Below are 17,249 nucleotides of genomic sequence, written 5' to 3'. Positions count from 1 at the left end.
CGCTAGAGGCACCAGCGCAGCAAGGGCAAGAACCGTAGCTAGAGACCGATTGAGGCGCATAGTCAGTATCCAAACCGCGTTACCGATCTAGGGTACACACTCCAGTGGGCTAGAGAGTCAAGGAATGCGATCGCCTTTCGAGAAAGGTTTGGTCCGTCATCCCAGCAGGCAAACCTCTAGCTAAAGCGCCAGAGCCGACAAAATGATGACGTGACCAGATTTATTAAGTTTTTGTTACGAGAATGAGAGAAGCGATCGCGTCTCCCTGTAAATTTTGTTAACAAAGTCGAGTCTTATTTATTTCAAATTGTGTCACCTAATCGCCCTAAGCCTTATCTGGCAAGGTTTTCTGATACAAACATGAAAGACATACTTGATTTTGCTTTCGTTACGAAATATTTCCTATACAATCCCTAGAGTTTGCCTGTGGTGCGCCTTGGTCAGTGCTGCTGATCCTGCCCTCACGGCTTTTCACTACCCCAGCCTTAGCCGCGAAAGGAGTTTTACTGCATGTTCACCCACGTCAAGCCCACTGTGCGCCACATTGCCCCCGACGATCTCCACGGGCGGCGTCTGGTTAAGGTGGTCTATGTGGTTCTAGAGCCTCAATACCAGAGCTCGCTCTCGTCCGCCATCCGATCGATCAATGCCAGCAACTCTCAGGTGGCCTTCGAAGTCAACGGCTACCTGATCGAAGAGCTGCGCGACGCCAACAACTACGAGGCCTTTAAGCAAGATGTGGCCGAGGCCAACGTGTTCATCGCCTCGCTGATCTTCATCGAAGACCTGGCCGACAAGGTGGTCGAGGCCGTTGCCCCCGTGCGCGACAACCTGGATGTAGCCGTGTGCTTCCCCTCCATGCCCCAGGTGATGCGCCTCAACAAGATGGGCAGCTTTTCCATGGCCCAGCTTGGCCAGTCGAAGAGCATGATCGCCTCCTTCATGAAGAAGCGGAAGGAGAAGTCGGGAGCAGGCTTCCAAGACGCCATGCTAAAGCTGCTGCGCACCCTGCCCACGGTGCTGAAGTACCTGCCCGTCGAAAAGGCCCAGGACGCCCGCAACTTCATGCTCAGCTTCCAGTACTGGCTGGGCGGTTCCCCCGAGAACCTAGAAAATTTCTTTCTCATGCTGGCCGATCGCTATGTGATCACCGATAGCCAGATCGAAGGCGCGCCCCAGACCGAGAGCCTGGAGTACGAAGAGCCCGTCACCTACCCCGACATGGGCATCTGGCACCCCATGGCCCCGCAGATGTTTGAGGACATCAAGGAGTACCTCAACTGGCACGCCTCCCGCCGCGATATCTCTGAGGATCTCAGGGATCCCCTGGCTCCCACCATCGGCCTGGTGCTGCAGCGCACCCACCTGGTGACTGGTGACGAGGCCCATTACGTTGCCATGGTGCAGGAGTTTGAGTACCTGGGGGCGAAGGTGATCCCCGTGTTTGCGGGCGGTCTAGATTTCTCGAAGCCCGTGGATGCCTATTTCTTTGATCCGGTGGACAAGGATCGGGCGATCGTCGATGCGGTGGTGTCTCTCACCGGCTTTGCCCTGGTAGGCGGCCCCGCCCGGCAGGATCACCCCAAGGCGATCGAAACCCTCAAGCGGCTCAACCGCCCCTACATGGTGGCGCTGCCCCTGGTCTTCCAAACCACCGAGGAGTGGGAAGACAGCGACCTGGGCCTGCACCCGATTCAGGTGGCGCTGCAAATGGCGATCCCCGAGCTGGATGGGGCGATCGAGCCGATTGTGCTTTCGGGCCGCGATGGTCTGACCGGACGGGCAATTTCGCTTCAGGATCGGATTGAATCGATCACCCAGCGGGCGATGAAGTGGGCCAACCTGCGCCGCAAGCCCAAGCTCGACAAAAAGCTGGCGATCACCGTCTTCAGCTTCCCCCCCGACAAGGGCAACGTGGGCACCGCCGCCTACCTCGACGTATTTGGCTCCATCTACAAAGTGCTGGAGGCGATGAAGCAAAACGGCTACGACGTGCAGGATCTGCCCGAGTCGCCCGAAGCCCTGCTGCAAGAGGTCATCCACGACGCCCAGGCTCAGTACAGCAGCCCCGAGCTGAACATTGCCTACCGCATGCCGGTGCGCGAGTACCAGGCCCTCACCCCCTACGCCGAACGCCTGGAAGAAAACTGGGGGCCACCGCCGGGCAACCTGAACACCGACGGCGAAAACATGCTGGTCTACGGCAAGGCCTTTGGCAATGTGTTCATCGGCGTGCAGCCCACCTTTGGCTACGAGGGCGACCCCATGCGGCTGTTGTTCTCCCGCTCCGCCAGTCCCCACCACGGCTTCGCCGCCTACTACACCTTCCTGAACAAAATCTGGGGGGCGGATGCGGTGCTACACTTTGGCACCCACGGGTCGCTAGAGTTTATGCCCGGTAAGCAGATGGGCATGTCGGGCACCTGCTATCCCGACAACCTGATTGGCAGCATTCCCAACCTCTACTACTACGCCGCCAACAACCCCTCCGAGGCCACGATCGCCAAGCGCCGGGGCTACGCCGAAACTATCAGCTACCTAACGCCCCCCGCTGAAAATGCGGGCCTGTACAAAGGGCTGAAGGAGCTGAGTGAGCTAATCGGCTCCTACCAGGGCAACAAAGAGAGTGGCCGGGCGGTGCAGATCGTCAACGCCATCATCGAGACGGCGCGGATCTGTAATCTCGATCGGGACGTGGTGCTGCCCGAGGGCGATACCGGGGAGCTTTCCAACGAGGAACGCGACAATCTGGTAGGCAAGATCTACATCAAGCTGATGGAGATCGAGTCGCGGCTGCTGCCCTGCGGTCTGCACGTGGTGGGCAAGCCGCCCACGGCTGAAGAGGCGATCGCCACCCTGGTCAACATCGGCAGCCTCGATCGCGAAGAGGACGGCATCAAGAGCCTTCAGCGCCTGATTGCCGAGAGCATCGGGCGGGATATCGATGAGATTTATGGGAACAGTGATCGCGGCGTCCTAGCCGATGTCCAACTCCTCTACGACATTAACCAGGGCGTTCGTGCCGCCATCTCCGCCCTCGTCCACGAGCAGATTGACGCTGAAGGGCGGGTCTCCATGGTGTCGCGGCTCAACTTCTTCAACATTGGCCGCAAAGAACCCTGGATTAAAGCCCTCCATGAGGCGGGCTACAAGAACGTAGACGCCGACGCCATCAAACCCCTGATGGAGTATCTGGAGTTCTGCCTGGAGCAGGTCTGCGCCGACAACGAGCTGGGCGGCCTGCTGCAAGCCCTCGAAGGCGAATACGTGCTCCCCGGCCCCGGCGGCGACCCCATCCGCAACCCTGATGTGCTGCCCACTGGCAAAAACATCCACGCCCTTGACCCCCAATCGATTCCCACGACGGCGGCAGTACAATCCGCCAAAATCGTGGTGGATAGGTTGTTAGAGCGCCAGCGCCAGGAAAACGGCGGCGCTTACCCCGAAACCATTGCCACCGTGCTCTGGGGCACCGACAACATCAAAACCTACGGCGAATCCCTCGCCCAGATGATGTGGTTTGTCGGCGTCAAACCCGTGCCCGACTCCCTGGGCCGGGTGAATAAACTGGAGCTGCTGTCCCTCGAAGAGCTGGGCCGCCCCCGCATCGACATCGTGGTCAACTGCTCCGGGGTATTCCGCGACCTGTTCATTAACCAGATGGCCCTGCTCGATCGCGCCGTCAAAATGGCCGCCGAAGCCGACGAGCCCCTGGAGATGAACTTTGTGCGCAAGCACGCCCTTGAGCAGGCGGCGGAGATGGGCCTGTCGGTGCGAGAAGCCGCCACCCGCATCTTCTCCAACGCCTCTGGCTCCTACTCCTCCAACATCAACCTGGCGGTGGAAAATAGCACCTGGGAGAACGAGGCCGAACTCCAGGAGATGTACCTGAAGCGCAAGTCCTTTGCCTTCAACTCCGACAACCCCGGCGTTATGGACAGCAACCGGGGCCTGTTTGAGTCGGCCCTCAAAACTGCCGAGGCCACCTTCCAAAACCTCGACTCCTCGGAGATCTCCCTCACCGACGTCTCCCACTACTTCGACTCCGACCCCACCAAGCTGGTGGCGTCTCTGCGCGAAGATGGCAAGGCTCCAGCCGCCTATATCGCTGACACCACTACCGCCAACGCCCAGGTGCGCACCCTGTCAGAGACGGTACGGCTCGACGCCCGCACCAAGATGCTCAACCCCAAGTGGTACGAAGGGATGCTTTCCCACGGCTACGAGGGCGTGCGCGAATTGTCGAAGCGCCTGGTCAACACCATGGGCTGGTCGGCCACCGCTGGTGCAGTGGACAACTGGGTCTATGAAGATGTCAACACCACCTTCATTCAAGATCCAGAGATGTGCAAGCGTCTGATGGATCTCAACCCCAACTCCTTCCGTCGCATGGTCTCGACCCTGCTGGAAGTGAACGGGCGCGGCTACTGGGAAACCAGCGACGAAAACCTGGAAAAGCTGCAAGAGCTTTACCAGGAAGTCGAAGACCGCATCGAAGGAGTAGAATAAAACCTTAATTAGAGGATAAGTGACAGGGGTAGGCATAAGTCTACCCTTGTTTTTTGGCTCTTAATAATACTGCGATAGCTTATCTTTCGATACAAGCCGGATAAACCAAACAGCCTAATTCAACGAGATATTGATATAACTTATTTTGAATCCGCAAGCTTTCGTAATATTGCATTTCTTTGGTCATTAAGACTTGAGCGAATATAATCTGGTGAAAAATTTCTTATGCCTGACTGTGAGCTAAAAGATTGAGCAAACTTCTCAATTTTAAAATTTCTGTCACTTTTATCTCCGTCCTCAAGGCGTCCTCTAATGACCGAAGCTAGCTCCTTCCAATACTCTTGGTTGATATCTTTTTGCGAAGATACTAGCAAGTCATATATTTCTATTTCGAGAGGAAAGACTATTTGGAAGTAAACGCGGCCGGCCTTTTCGAGGCTTAATCCTTCATCAGGGTTGCAGATATCAGGCGAAAAACCTTGATTTAGCATTAATGAGACTCTGTTTTTTACTCGATCTATTTTTGTGGCAAAGGAATACCATTTTGGCGACGTATGAATGCTAGATGCTTGAGTGAGAGAATTTCGGGCATATTCAAGTATTTCATCGCACTTGCCTGATATTATTCTCAGGCTTCCTCTTCTTAAAGAGGCATTTTTATTAATCCTTGGTTGATTAATGCCTGATGATGAATCAATAATTATTGTGCCAATGCTTTCGAGGTTTCCCGCAATTCTCATCAGAGAGAAGATTACGTGAGAAATAGCTTTTTCTTCATCTTGTCTCCGTTGACTTCTTCTTAGTAAGCTATTCCCCACAAAAATTGCACTTGAAGTAGTGATAATTCCAATAACAAGATTTTCAATGCTGCTCGTGCTTGCAGGGAGGCGGGATTCTGAAGATTTTAATATCTCGGAAGTTAGTCTGGACAATGCGAAAGGAAGAGCTAAGAGGGCAGCAGCCCAAATTAGGGTACTCCTATTCTCTCGGACAGTTTTAGGAAGCCGGTCAAATATTGTGCTAATTCCTAGTCCTACTTCCTCGCATAAAAAATAGGCTGCAAGGGCAAAAGTAGTAATAAATACTGCCAATTCCATAATGCAGAGTAAATTAAGTAAAGAGACGTAATCTAACGATACTATATAACTTTCTGACTGGTCACGGAATAGCAGGAGTTAGCTGTAAATGAAAGACGTTAAGCTAACGCCAGAAGAACAGGAACTTTTAAAACCGGTAAAAAACGATGGATGGCTGTCGGTTCCCAACCGTGAGAAAGAAATTAAGCGCTACCAAAGCTATGCCAAAGCCCAGTTGGGAGAGCTAGAGGAAATAAAAATTGAGATCCCTTCTCAAGATCTTCAATTTCTACAGGCTCTAGCAGCTCAGGCCCAAACCTCTTTGCAAACCATGATTGCTAACTTACTACACCAGTTTGTGGTTCACAATCTTGAGGGACAAATCCATAATCGTCCCTGAAGGAGCTTTTTTGACTAGGGAAATAGAGGCATGGTGAGTATTTCTATCCAGCGGTACCCGTTATGCTTCGCTGGCGAATTTCATTAACGATCTTGGCTGCGGCTTCACCGGATTTGAGATGTTCGGAGAGAACCTGCTGAGCAGCATTTAGAGTTTGGTCGGCCCGCAGTTGAGTTAGATCAGCCCTCAAACCCTGACCGATGTAGAACTTGATCAACCCCTCTAGGGACACGTCTTTTTTGTCTGCGATCGCCCGCAGATCTGCCAGCGTATCAATGGGTATTGTCACTGTCACCGCTTCAGAAGGACGGACATTGACTTTCAACTGAAATGTTTCGCTAAGCGTTTCGTCAGGACTGTTCATATAGATCGCGCTCAGAACGAGTAGCTATCCGGGCTGAAATAATGCGTGTTCGGGTCCCTCTTTCAACATACACTGCAAGCAATAATCTGGGAGTCAGCGAGTAGCCCAAGATAAAACTGCGCTCTTCACCTTGCCTCGACGCATCGCCAACTTAATAAAAGGGGTCAAAAAAAGCCTCAGCAGCCTCTTCAAAGCGAACACCATGCTTTTCAAAGTTGCTTTCTGCTTTATCTTCGTCCCATTCAAACTCAAGTCCCTCAATGCGGTAGGTTACACCCATTTGCTCATCATAGCTAAAAGCGTTAGTCAGCAGCTTATCCCTATCGGGAGCCGTGGTAAACAAGCCACAAAAGTGTTTGTTCCAGAAAAACGGTAGACTACCTCGTCGATATCACCACCGCTAGCCCATTATGGTTAGCGATTCGCGCCTAACGATACTACCTAATCAATCCGGATCGTCGATTCTCCTAAACCTGGCGTTTGAGCACCACCAGGGTGATGTCGTCGTAGATGGTGTGGTCGCCGATGTGGGCGCGTACATCGGCAATAATGGCGGCGCGGATGGCGGCGGCTGACTGGGTCGAGTGCTGCTGCGCTGCCTCAATTAGGCGATCTAGACCATAGAACTTGCGATCGCAATTTTCCGCTTCGGTAATGCCGTCGGTGTAGAGCACCAGGGTGTCGCCAACACCCAGATCGAGATGGTGCTGGGCAACAAAGGCCGAAATATCTTCCACCATGCCGACCGGATAACCCAAATCAAAGGTATCGACGCGTTCAACCGTGCCACTGGCGCGCACCACAATCACCTCCTCATGCTGACCGCTAATGGCGAGTTTGCCGTCCTGGTAGTCGATCAGCGCCAGCGACAGGTTGCGCAAAGAGCCCATCCGCAGACGGTTTTGGTAGATCACCTGATTGAGCGTGTTAAAGGAGACTACTGGGTCAGTTACGTTGAAGGCTCGCAGTATCCGCACCGTCGTCTGGGCCATAATCATCAGCACGCCGCTCTCCAGGCCGTGGCCGGTCACATCGCCAATGCCAATGGTGACTCGGCGGCTGTTGCCTTGCAAAACGTCGTAGTAGTCGCCCCCTACCTCTTCGGCGGCTTCCATAAACCCGGCGATGTCTAGGTGGGCGATCGCAGCCAGTTCCTCAGACGTGGGCAAAATCATCTGTTGTAGCTGACGGGCTACGCTCAGCTCGGCACTCATGCGGCTGTTGTCGACCTCCAAAGCCTGGTTGAGGCTGGTAATTTTGGCATTGGCGGCGGTAAGGTCGGCCTCAGCCTGCTGCCGCTGGGCCATCTCCTGGTGTAGCTGGGCCATGGTCTGCTCCAGTCGACGCGACTGCTGCTCTAGCTCCCAGCTATACTGCACACAGCGCGAGACCTCCCCCAGCATGTCAATCACGACATCGGCGGCCGCAAAGGATTCGGCTTCCACTCCCAGCCAGGGCAGCGGCTGAATGCGACCGGGGCTAGAGTACACAATGCGAAACTGGCTGTTGGTTTGGGCCTGGCCAATGTGGCACTCTTTTTGCAGATGGTGGTTGGGTTCGCAGCACACCTCGCCGCTGGGCGATCGCCAGCGCTGCCCGTAAGCTGCCGCTCGCACCGCTTCACTGGCCACCGTTTGGGCCTGCTCCACCGCCTGTCGCCACAGGTAAACCTGGGTATAGGCGGTTTGAATGGGGGCGCTGGTTACCCGCTCGGCCCCGTAGCGCTGCTTGAAGTTGGTCACAAACTGCCGGTTGGCGGGCGTGTTTAAGCTTTGAAAATAGCTGCGGCAGGCGTAGTGCCCCACGGCGGCGGGGCCAATGCGCTGTAGCTCGGCCTCGGCCACGCTCATGGCCATAATCGGCATCTGCTCGGGGGTGAGCCCCGCCGCCTGAAACTGTTGGTAAAAGGCCAGATTGCTACCGCCGTTGAGGGTGCTAAAGACCACGTCGGGCTGCAGGCGCAGCAGATCTTGAATAACGGCCTCAAACCCGGTAGTGCCTAAGGGTATGTAGGCTTCTCCAGCTAGCTCGCCCTGATGGTAGTGCAGCTGGCCTTTGAGAATTTTGTTGGTCACCCGAGGAAACACATAGTCTCCCCCCAGCAGGTACATGCGCCGCTTGCCCTGGGCCAGCAGCCACTCTAGGGCGGGTTCTACCTGCTGGTTGGGGCAAGAGCCCGAGTAAAATACCCAGGGCGACTGCTCTAGTCCTTCGTACTGCACAGGGTACCACAGCAGCACCCGGTGAGCGGCAAATACAGGCAGCATGGCCTTGCGGCTGAGCGATGTCCAGCAGCCAAACACGGTCGCCACCTGGTCAACCTCAATCAGCGCCTGGGCCATGGCCGCAAACTGCTCGGGGTTTGAGCCACCGTCTCGAATCACGGGTTCTAGGGGACGACCCAGTACGCCACCGGCCCGGTTAATCTCTGCGATCGCCATTAAAGCTGCATCGACCAGGGGCACTTCGCTGAGGGCCATAGTGCCGGTCAGCGAGTGCAACAGGCCAATGCGAATTGGCTTCGACAGGGAAGAGGGCGGCATGGGTTTAAAGCGATCAGGACTGGCATTTGATCGTTCACCAACGCCCTAGATTGCCCAGCGCACCGCTCCAATCCGCACCGGAAATGACAAAATTTGGCCCCAAAAAACTGGCTGGCGCGGTTAATTTAACCCAACCATGAGCCAGTGGTTAACTACACCTGAGCCTGATAGGGGCGGCCCATGAAACGCAGGGTAACGGGCGTAGTGGGTGCCGTAGCCGCCACTGTGGAGCTGTGGTATCGGGTGCTCCAGGCTACGCCCCGATACTTGCCGACAACTTCCCCTTCGCGGGTTTCAACTGTGGGCCACTGGCAGGCATACTCGGCACCAAGAAAACGTAGTTGCATGGGAAAACCTTCGATTACTTAATAGTTGAATTTCAAACGCTGACGTAACCAATGCACTACAGGGCTGACAGAATTATGGCCGCAGAACGTTAAGAAGTCCTGATATGAATATTAAATTGACAAATTTGTTACAGAAGTTTTTAGCCTTGCTTAGTGAAAAATGTCGGTCTTTGACCCAACCCCGCGCCTAGCCCCAGATCGGTTGGCTGAGGTGGTAGGCTGCAGTCACCGATAGACGACCAATAACCCAGAGGACGCGATGAACGCGGCGAGCAATAGTGAGCAACCGGCCGCAATCGACCACCGCTGCCCCCTGTGCACTGGTGAGCAGGCCCAGGAAATGCACCGCGATCGCGGCTCTGCGAGCTGCAACCCGCGGGCCTACTACCGCTGCGATCGCTGCAAGCTAATCTTTGTGCCGCCTGGCCACTTTCTCTCGCCCCAGGCCGAAAAAGCTGAGTACGATCTGCACCAAAACCATTCCCAAGATTTGGGGTATCGCCGCTTTCTCAGCCGCCTGACCAATCCTTTAATAGATTGCCTCCAGCCACAAAGCCAGGGGCTTGACTTCGGCTCTGGCCCTGGGCCAACCCTCTCGGTCATGCTCGAGGATGCGGGCCACAGGGTTGCGCTCTACGACCTATTTTACGCCGACAACGCCGCCGTTTTTGACCGTCAGTACGATTTCATCACCGCCACCGAAGTGGTCGAGCACCTGCGCCAGCCGCGCCTAGAACTGGAGCGACTGTGGCGCTGCCTCCGGCCCGGCGGTGTTTTGGGCCTGATGACCAAACTTTCCCGCGACGATGCGGCCTTTGCTGGCTGGCACTACAAGAGCGATCGCACCCACATCTGCTTTTTTTCGCGCCAGACCTTCGAGTGGCTAGCGGCCCGTTGGCAGGCCAACCTCACCATTCTGGGGCAGGACGTGATTTTGCTGCGTAAAGAACACTAGGCCTGCGGTGGCTTCGACTCCGCTCAGCCACCGCGGGCGCGCCGGTCGTACCCTGAGCGGAGTCGAAGGGTACGACCACGCCAGGATATCGACTGAGGGACTAACCCCCGACCACCGACTCTACTTTGGCTGATTCAGCCTCCACCGCCTCTGGCAGCTCAGAAGCGGCGGGTTCCTGGTGGCTAAACACCAGCGCGCCATCCTCCAAATCCACCGCGATTGTGGCTCCCTGGGCAAAGGTCGTCTCCAGAATTTTGGTGGCGATCGGGTTCTCGAGCAGTCGCTGAATCGCCCGCTTCAGGGGCCGTGCGCCATACACAGGGTCATAGCCGCTCTCGGCGATGAAGTCGATCGCCCCGTCGCTAATATCTAGCCCGATCGCCTGGTCGGCCAGGCGGCGCTGCACCCGACGAATTTGCAGGGCCACGATCTTGCGCAGCTCACTCTTGCGCAGCGAGTGGAAGAGAATTAAGTCGTCCACTCGGTTGAGAAACTCGGGGCGAAACTGCTTTTGCAGCGCCTTGAGCACCTGGGTGCGCATTTCGTCGTAGCGATCGTCGTCGCCCGCCAGCTCTAGAATGTGGTCGCTGCCCAGGTTGCTGGTCATGATCACCACGGTGTTGCGAAAATCGACCCGGTGGCCCTGGGAGTCGGTAATGCGGCCATCGTCCAGCACCTGCAGGAGAATGTTGAACACGTCGGGGTGGGCTTTTTCGACCTCGTCGAGCAGCACCACTGAGTAGGGGTGACGGCGCACCGCCTCCGAGAGCTGGCCACCGTCTTCGTAGCCGACGTAGCCAGGAGGGGCTCCCACCAGCCGCGATACCGCGTTCTTCTCCATGTACTCCGACATATCGATGCGAATCAGCGCGTCTTCGGTGTCGAACAGAAACTCGGCCAGAGCGCGGGCCAGCTCGGTCTTGCCCACCCCCGTCGGCCCCATAAACAGGAACGAGCCCAGGGGACGGCCCTGGTCGTTCATGCCGGCGCGGGCGCGGCGAATGGCGGCGGCGACGGCCTCGACGGCTTCGTCCTGGCCGATCACCCGCTCGTGCAGGTGGCCTTCGAGCTGGAGCAGCTTTTGCCGCTCCGACTCCATCAGCCGGTTGACCGGGATGCCCGTCCACTTGCCGACGATTTCGGCGATATCGGCTTCAGTGACCTGCTCGCGCAGTAGGGTGTTGCCCTGGGCCTGCACTTCGAGCAGCTGGGCCTCTAGATCTTCGCGATCGCGCTGAATTGCCTCCAGCCTGCCGTACTTGAGCTGGGCGGCTTTGTTGAGGTCATAGGCGCGCTCGGCCTGCTGAATCTGGAGGCGAATCTGATCTTCTTCTTCTTTGAGAGCGTTGATGGCGTCGAGGGCCTGCTTTTCGCCCTGCCACTGGCCGCTGAGCGACCGCTGCTTGGCCTGGAGTTCGGCAATTTCCTGCTCAATACGGCCCAGTCGTGCCCGCGACGCTTTGGTGGCGGCCCCATTCTCGGCTTCTAGGGAGAGCTTTTCCATCTCCAGCTGCATCAGGCGGCGCTCGATGCCCTCTAGCTCCTCGGGCTTGGAGGTGATCTCCATCTTGAGCTTGGCGGCGGCTTCGTCTACCAAGTCAATGGCCTTGTCGGGCAAAAAGCGATCGGCAATGTAGCGATCGGAGAGCACTGCCGCCGCCACCAGGGCGCTGTCGGCAATCTCGACGCCGTGGTACGACTCGTAGCGCTTTTTCAGCCCCCGCAGAATAGAGATGGTGTCTTCGGCGCTTGGCTGGCCCACGTACACCTGCTGAAAGCGGCGCTCCAGGGCGGCGTCTTTTTCGATGTGCTTGCGGTACTCGTCTAGGGTGGTGGCCCCTATGCAGCGCAGCTCGCCCCGCGCCAGCATGGGCTTGAGCAGGTTGCTGGCATCCATGGTGCCCTGGCCCGCCCCGGCCCCCACCACGGTGTGCAGCTCGTCAATGAACAGCACCACCTGCCCGGCGGAGTCGGTGACTTCACGCAGCACCAGCCGCAGCCGTTCCTCAAACTCGCCGCGAAACTTAGCTCCGGCAATCAGCCCGCCAATGTCGAGGGAAATTAGCGTGCGCCCCTTCAGCGACTCGGGCACTTCGCCATTGATAATGCGCTGGGCCAGGGCTTCGGCGATCGCAGTTTTGCCCACCCCCGGTTCGCCAATCACCACCGGGTTATTTTTGGTGCGGCGCGACAGCACCTGAATCACCCGGCGGATCTCGTCGTCGCGGCCAATCACGGGGTCGAGCTTGCCGTCGCGGGCCAGCTGGGTGAGGTCGATGCCAAATTTCTCCAGCGCGTCGTACTGCGACTCGGGGTTTTGGTCGGTGACCTTCTGGCTACCGCGCACCGCCTGCACCGCCGCCATTAGCTCCGGGCCTTCGACGTTAAAGCCCCGCAGCAGCCGTCGACCGATGCGCTCGTCTTCCTGAAAACCCAGCAGCAGGTGCTCGACGGAGATATATTTGTCTTTGAGGGTTTGCCGCGCCGCCTCGGACTGATCGAGCATGCGATCGAGGCTTTGACCCAGGTACAGGTTGCTGTCGAGGCCGGGCCGCACCCGCGCCTGGCGTTTGGCAAAGGTTTCTAGCTCGTCAAGAATCAGGTCACTGTCGAGATTGGCCTTGTCCAACACTTTGTGGGCCAGCCCGTCTTCCTCCTGGTCGAGCAGAGCAATAATGACGTGCTCCACCTCCATATACTGATGCTTGCAGCGGCGGGCCACGTCCTGGGCCTCAACGATGGCATCCCAGGCTTTGGCGGTAAACTTATCGGGATCGGTTGGCTGCATAATCTCCGTGGGCAGGCAGGCGTGCGCTTTGCTTTTTGTAACGGTTGGACGTTCAGTATATCAGTTGGGCGCTGGGGCGGCGGCCGTAGCGCCTGGGTAGAGCATAGGCGGCCCGACCGCCGCAAACGGTTCGCTATCCAACACTAGTCTCCAAATTCCCAGGGGGCACAGCCGTCGCTGTTGCTGAGGGTCAGCGCCCGAGGCACAAGCTGTTACGACGTCCTGGGTACGCCCCATACAAATGCCTATATAAATGATAGAGCTGGATAACTGATCTGGCTGGCATTAGAGGGCTGGCGGCAGCGGGTCGGGGTCATATCCTGAGTCAAACACGGCCGGGTCAAACACCACCGTTCGATTGCGTCCCTGCTGCTTGGCTCGGTAGAGGGCCTGGTCGGCCTGCTGAATCAGCACCGTCGAGGTTAGCTCGCGGCTGGGGGTGAGGGTGCTGAGACCCAGGCTGAGGGTCACCTGATTGCTCACCGCCGAGGCCCGATGGAGGATAGCCCGCGCCGCGATCGCCTGGTGAATGTGCTGGGCCACCGCGATCGCCCCCTGGCGATGGGTGTTGGGCAAAATCACCGCAAATTCTTCGCCGCCGTAGCGAGCCAGCAGGTCGGTGGGGCGGCCGACCACCCCCTGCGCCGCCTGAGCAATTGTGTAGAGGCAGTCATCCCCCAGCTGGTGGCCGTAGGTGTCGTTGTACTGTTTGAAATAGTCGAGGTCAAACAGCAGCAGCGACAGGGGCAGGCGATCGCGGCTGAGGCGGTTCCATTCTTCGTCTAGGCGATCGCTAAAGCGGCGGCGGTTGGCAATCTGGGTCAGCGGGTCGATGTGAGCCAGCTGCTCTAGCAGCCCCGTCGCGTGCTGGAGTTCACGGTTGATCTCGGTCAGGCGGGCCTCGGCACGCTGGCGCTCTAGCAGCTCGACCTGGAGCTGTTTGACCAGATCGGCCTGCTGAATGGCGATCGCTAGCTGCACGGCAATGTCTTCGACCAGCTCGACTTCGACCCCTTGCCAGTAGCGCGGCCCCTGGCAGTGGTGAATGACAATCAGTCCCCACAGCTCAGGCCCCTTGTGCAGGGGGACGACCAGGGTGGCCTGCACCTGAAACTGGCTAAACAGCTGGGTGACCTCAGCCGGTGGAGGCATCTCGTCTAGGTCGTGTAGGTCGCGAATGGCCAGGGTGCCCCCCCGGGCACGAATGCTCCGGTAGTGGTCGCCAAAGCCGTGGTGCGGTACCTGCGCCGCCATCACAGCGTCGACTCCCGGAGTCACCGCCTCGGAGACAAACCCGCCGCCGACGGCCTCATCAGCCCCCTCATTGGCCTGGGTAAACCGAAAAATGCCAACCCGATCGGCCCCTAGGCCCTGGCGGGTTTCCTGGGCGGCGACGGCAAAAATTTGGGGCAGATCGAGCGATTCGCGGATGTGCTGGGTAATTTGCCCCAGCGCTACGGCCCGTTCGTACTGCTGCTTGAGGGTGGCTTCGGCCTGCTTTTGGGCCCCAATCGCAGCCTCGGCCATTCGTTTGGCCCTGAGAATTTGATCTTCGTACTGCATTCGCTGGCGAATGGGAATCACCACGTAGTCGTTGATCAGCTCGCCGTGGCGCTGCTGCCGCACACCGTTGGCCAGAATGGGAATATCCTGACCCGATCGCGATCGCAGCGAAAAGTAAAGCTCACTGGCCGATTCCTGCATCCGCAGCATAGGGAACACGTGAGTCTGGTAAAAAATGCGGCTGGCCATGGGCAAAATGGCGATAACGTTCTGCCCATGTAGCGTCCCCGGTTCCCAGCCCAGCAGCTGGCACAGAGTGCCATTGACGTACTCGATGATGCCGTCGTCCCGCACCGACAGAAACCCGCAGGGAGCCTGCTCAAGCATGGGGTCTACGTTCTGGGATGCCGACGTGGGGTTAGAACCAAGATTAACCATAGGTTGAGGTCAGGCTGGCCGCCTCCAGATAGGTTTTGATGTGCTGAACCGTTTCTTCGGGGTGGCTCATGTGGGGGCAGTGACCGGTAGCTGCCATCAGCGTCAGGGTGCTGTGGGGCAGGTGTCGGTGCAGGTAGCGGCCCACCTCGGTGGGGGCGATCGCGTCCTCAGCACACTGCAAAATTAGGGAGGGCACCGTTACCTTGGCCAAATCGCTGCGGTTGTCGCCGTAGAAGGTGGTCTTAGCAAAGCGGGTGGCCATCGTGGGGTCGGTGGAGCAAAAGCTTTCCTCTAGCTCCTGGCCCAGCTCGGGGCGATCGGGGTTTTGCATCACCAGCGGGGCCAGAAAGTGGGCCCAGCCAATGTAGTTTTTCTCCATGATGTCGAGCAGTTGGTCAATGTCCTGGCGCTCAAAGCCGCCAATGTAGCCGTCGTCGTTGATGTAGCGGGGCGACGGGCCAATCATGATCAGCCGCTCAAAATAATCGGGGGCTGCGATCGCCGCCAGCAAACCAATCATGCTGCTAACAGAATGGCCGACAAAAACAATCTTTTCTAGTTCCAGTGCCGCACAAATCTCCAAGACATCCTGGGCATAGCCGTCGAGCTGGCTGTATCGCCGCAAATCGTAGGCCTCGGTCTCTGACTTGCCCGCCCCAACGTAATCAAATAGAACGAGCCGGTACTCCGCCTCAAAGGCAGGGGTAATAAACCGCCACATGTTCTGGTCACAGCCGAACCCGTGGGCCAGCATCAGGGGCTGCTGCCCTTGACCAATTACCGTCACGTTGTTGCGCCTTAACACATCCGCTGACATGGTCTACCCCTGTACTCCAGCATTGCGTTATCTGTTGCCCTAGCATTCCCAACCGCTAAAGGGCAACAGAAACCTAAACCGATGCCCCAACCTCATATTCAAAAGACGTTAGCCATCGTAGTTTTTCTCAACAATTGCCCACAAAACGCTACGGCATTGCTGCCAAAACTTGTTTGCCAAGCACGCCCTGCCCAGGCACACTCTCTAGGCTACACCGCCAACCGCCGAATGGGCAGGCACCACAAAAATAGCCTTGACCATTAGGCTGTAGCAGGCGCACTCGATCGCTGCGATCGGGTTATCTTTAAGCAGCTAAAAAATAAACCAATCCAGTCGCTCAACGTCCCTGGTAGCAAGCGTAAGGGTCATAGAAAAAATAGCGCCTAGTACCAGATCTGAGTTCAAAAGCCCTGGATCACAACAGATATCCCCTAGAGGCAAACGGTCGGCTGCACTCAACCTATCGGGGGCAGCTTTTCTAATAGCGAATGCGGGGATCGATATAGGCGTTCAGGATGTCGATCGCAATGCTAATCACCGCCACGATCATGGCAAAAAACACCATGAGTCCCTGCACCACTGGGTAATCGCGTTGGGAGATCGCTTCGTACAGGCGGTTGGCCAATCCCGGCCACGAAAACGTTACCTCCGTTAGCACCGCCCCGCCCAGCATTGAGGCAAAGGTCAGTCCCAAAATGGTAATCACCGGAATCATCGCATTCTTCAGCGCGTGTACCAGCACAATGCGCCGCTCTGGAATGCCCCGTGCCCGTGCCGCCTCCACGTAGTCTGCCGCCAGGGTCTGCTTCAGGTTGACCCGCACCATGCGCTCAAACACGCCGCTAATAAGAATGCCTAAAGTCAGGCTGGGCAGCGCCAGGTAGTAGAGCGTAGTCAAAAAAGCGCCAATATCCAGCGTTAGCAAACTGTCGAGCAAGTACAGCCCCGTCGGCCCCGAGGGCGGAGTGGCCCGCAGCGGGTAGCGAGTACCAATGGGAAACCAGCGCAGCTGCACCGCAAAAATGAGCTGCAAAATCATGCCAAACCAGTACATTGGAATGGCGTAGGTAATAATGCCAAACAGCCGTCCCCCCGCATCGAGCGATGAGTTGGGCCGCGAGGCCGCAAGCGCCCCCACACCCACGCCCACCAGCGTGGCCACAATCATGCCGCACACCGTCAGCTCTACCGTCGCGGGAAAGTGAGCCCGAATAATTTGCCACACCGTTTGCCCCTGGGTGGCCAGCGAAGACCCCAGATCCAGGCGTAGCAAGTCGCCTAGATAGTTCAAGTATTGGATCAACAAGGGCTGATCGAGGCCGAGCTGAACCCGCATCGCCTCCTTAGCCGCCGCCGGAGCCCGTGCCCCCAACAGCGCATCCACTGGGTCACCGGGCGTGGCCCGCAGCAGCAAAAACACCACCGTCGTGATCGTCAAGATCATCAGCGGGGCCAGCAGCAGCCGGGTGAAAACGTAGTAGCGCAGAGCGGCAGAGCGAGAGGACATAG

Annotated in this window: 11 protein-coding genes and 1 pseudogene; 3 read left to right on the top strand and 9 right to left on the bottom strand. The window is 57.4% G+C overall.

Features of this window, described 5'->3' with window-relative positions; genetic code table 11:
• Positions 1-510 precede the first annotated feature (510 nt).
• Positions 511-4,509: a magnesium chelatase subunit H gene (locus IQ265_RS13075; RefSeq protein WP_194054234.1), complete on the top strand. Its 3,999-nt coding sequence runs from the start codon at positions 511-513 to the stop codon at positions 4,507-4,509.
• Between the two features lie 140 nt (positions 4,510-4,649).
• Here IQ265_RS13075 and IQ265_RS13070 read toward each other — a convergent pair whose 3' ends face one another.
• Positions 4,650-5,606 (bottom strand): hypothetical protein, encoded by a 957-nt coding sequence (locus IQ265_RS13070; RefSeq protein ID WP_194054232.1) that lies wholly within the window; start codon positions 5,604-5,606, stop codon positions 4,650-4,652.
• A gap of 88 nt (positions 5,607-5,694) precedes the next feature.
• On the opposite strand from IQ265_RS13070, the gene IQ265_RS13065 reads away from it, so the two are divergent.
• Complete coding sequence (locus IQ265_RS13065) at positions 5,695-5,985, top strand: antitoxin (RefSeq protein WP_194054230.1); 291 nt, start codon at positions 5,695-5,697, stop codon at positions 5,983-5,985.
• A 43-nt stretch (positions 5,986-6,028) separates the two neighbouring features.
• On the opposite strand, the gene IQ265_RS13060 is transcribed toward IQ265_RS13065, so the two are convergent.
• The 4 genes and pseudogenes from IQ265_RS13060 to IQ265_RS13045 all read right to left on the bottom strand — a co-directional run bounded on the left by IQ265_RS13060 (position 6,029) and on the right by IQ265_RS13045 (position 9,239).
• The gene (locus IQ265_RS13060; protein WP_194054228.1) at positions 6,029-6,349 is read right to left on the bottom strand and encodes a hypothetical protein; all 321 of its coding nucleotides are present in this window, start codon (positions 6,347-6,349) and stop codon (positions 6,029-6,031) included.
• A pseudogene (locus tag IQ265_RS13055) lies at positions 6,336-6,629 on the bottom strand (BrnT family toxin). Before IQ265_RS13055 ends, IQ265_RS13060 begins: the two are co-directional and overlap by 14 nt.
• A 187-nt stretch (positions 6,630-6,816) precedes the next feature.
• The gene (locus IQ265_RS13050) at positions 6,817-8,892 is read right to left on the bottom strand and encodes a transporter substrate-binding protein (RefSeq protein ID WP_194054226.1); all 2,076 of its coding nucleotides are present in this window, start codon (positions 8,890-8,892) and stop codon (positions 6,817-6,819) included.
• A gap of 152 nt (positions 8,893-9,044) precedes the next feature.
• Entirely contained in the window at positions 9,045-9,239 is a 195-nt protein-coding gene (locus IQ265_RS13045; protein ID WP_194054224.1) for a DUF4278 domain-containing protein, read from the bottom strand.
• Positions 9,240-9,579: 340 nt separating this feature from the next.
• On the opposite strand from IQ265_RS13045, the gene IQ265_RS13040 reads away from it, so the two are divergent.
• A complete protein-coding gene (locus IQ265_RS13040) occupies positions 9,580-10,194 on the top strand; it encodes a class I SAM-dependent methyltransferase (RefSeq protein ID WP_194054326.1) in 615 nt (204 codons plus the stop codon).
• A gap of 100 nt (positions 10,195-10,294) precedes the next feature.
• Here the strand turns inward: IQ265_RS13040 and clpB are convergent, their stop codons facing one another.
• The 4 genes from clpB to IQ265_RS13020 all read right to left on the bottom strand — a co-directional run bounded on the left by clpB (position 10,295) and on the right by IQ265_RS13020 (position 17,247).
• Positions 10,295-12,982: an ATP-dependent chaperone ClpB gene (gene clpB, locus IQ265_RS13035; RefSeq protein ID WP_194054222.1), complete on the bottom strand. Its 2,688-nt coding sequence runs from the start codon at positions 12,980-12,982 to the stop codon at positions 10,295-10,297.
• Positions 12,983-13,267: 285 nt separating this feature from the next.
• Entirely contained in the window at positions 13,268-14,923 is a 1,656-nt protein-coding gene (locus tag IQ265_RS13030; protein WP_194054220.1) for a diguanylate cyclase, read from the bottom strand.
• Positions 14,916-15,740 carry an alpha/beta hydrolase gene (locus IQ265_RS13025; protein ID WP_194054212.1) on the bottom strand — a complete coding sequence of 275 codons (825 nt, stop codon included), beginning with the start codon at positions 15,738-15,740 and terminating at the stop codon, positions 14,916-14,918. The genes IQ265_RS13030 and IQ265_RS13025 overlap by 8 nt, the downstream gene beginning before the upstream one ends.
• A gap of 478 nt (positions 15,741-16,218) precedes the next feature.
• Complete coding sequence (locus tag IQ265_RS13020; RefSeq protein WP_194054210.1) at positions 16,219-17,247, bottom strand: ABC transporter permease; 1,029 nt, start codon at positions 17,245-17,247, stop codon at positions 16,219-16,221.
• Positions 17,248-17,249: the final 2 nt, after the last annotated feature.

The sequence above is a fragment of the Nodosilinea sp. LEGE 06152 genome, from assembly GCF_015207525.1.
Lineage (GTDB): Bacteria > Cyanobacteriota > Cyanobacteriia > Phormidesmidales > Phormidesmidaceae > Nodosilinea.
This window is presented reverse-complemented; position numbering and strand designations above follow the sequence as displayed.

Coding starts and splice junctions, on each gene's coding strand:
- IQ265_RS13040 (WP_194054326.1), top strand. CDS start 9,580: ATGCACCGCGATCGCGGCTCTGCGAGCTGCAACCCGCGGGCCTACTAC.
- IQ265_RS13065 (WP_194054230.1), top strand. CDS start 5,695: ATGAAAGACGTTAAGCTAACGCCAGAAGAACAGGAACTTTTAAAACCG.
- IQ265_RS13060 (WP_194054228.1), bottom strand. CDS start 6,349: ATGAACAGTCCTGACGAAACGCTTAGCGAAACATTTCAGTTGAAAGTC.
- IQ265_RS13070 (WP_194054232.1), bottom strand. CDS start 5,606: ATGGAATTGGCAGTATTTATTACTACTTTTGCCCTTGCAGCCTATTTT.
- clpB (WP_194054222.1), bottom strand. CDS start 12,982: ATGCAGCCAACCGATCCCGATAAGTTTACCGCCAAAGCCTGGGATGCC.
- IQ265_RS13050 (WP_194054226.1), bottom strand. CDS start 8,892: ATGCCGCCCTCTTCCCTGTCGAAGCCAATTCGCATTGGCCTGTTGCAC.
- IQ265_RS13075 (WP_194054234.1), top strand. CDS start 511: ATGTTCACCCACGTCAAGCCCACTGTGCGCCACATTGCCCCCGACGAT.
- IQ265_RS13045 (WP_194054224.1), bottom strand. CDS start 9,239: ATGCAACTACGTTTTCTTGGTGCCGAGTATGCCTGCCAGTGGCCCACA.
- IQ265_RS13025 (WP_194054212.1), bottom strand. CDS start 15,740: ATGTCAGCGGATGTGTTAAGGCGCAACAACGTGACGGTAATTGGTCAA.
- IQ265_RS13020 (WP_194054210.1), bottom strand. CDS start 17,247: ATGTCCTCTCGCTCTGCCGCTCTGCGCTACTACGTTTTCACCCGGCTG.
- IQ265_RS13030 (WP_194054220.1), bottom strand. CDS start 14,923: ATGGTTAATCTTGGTTCTAACCCCACGTCGGCATCCCAGAACGTAGAC.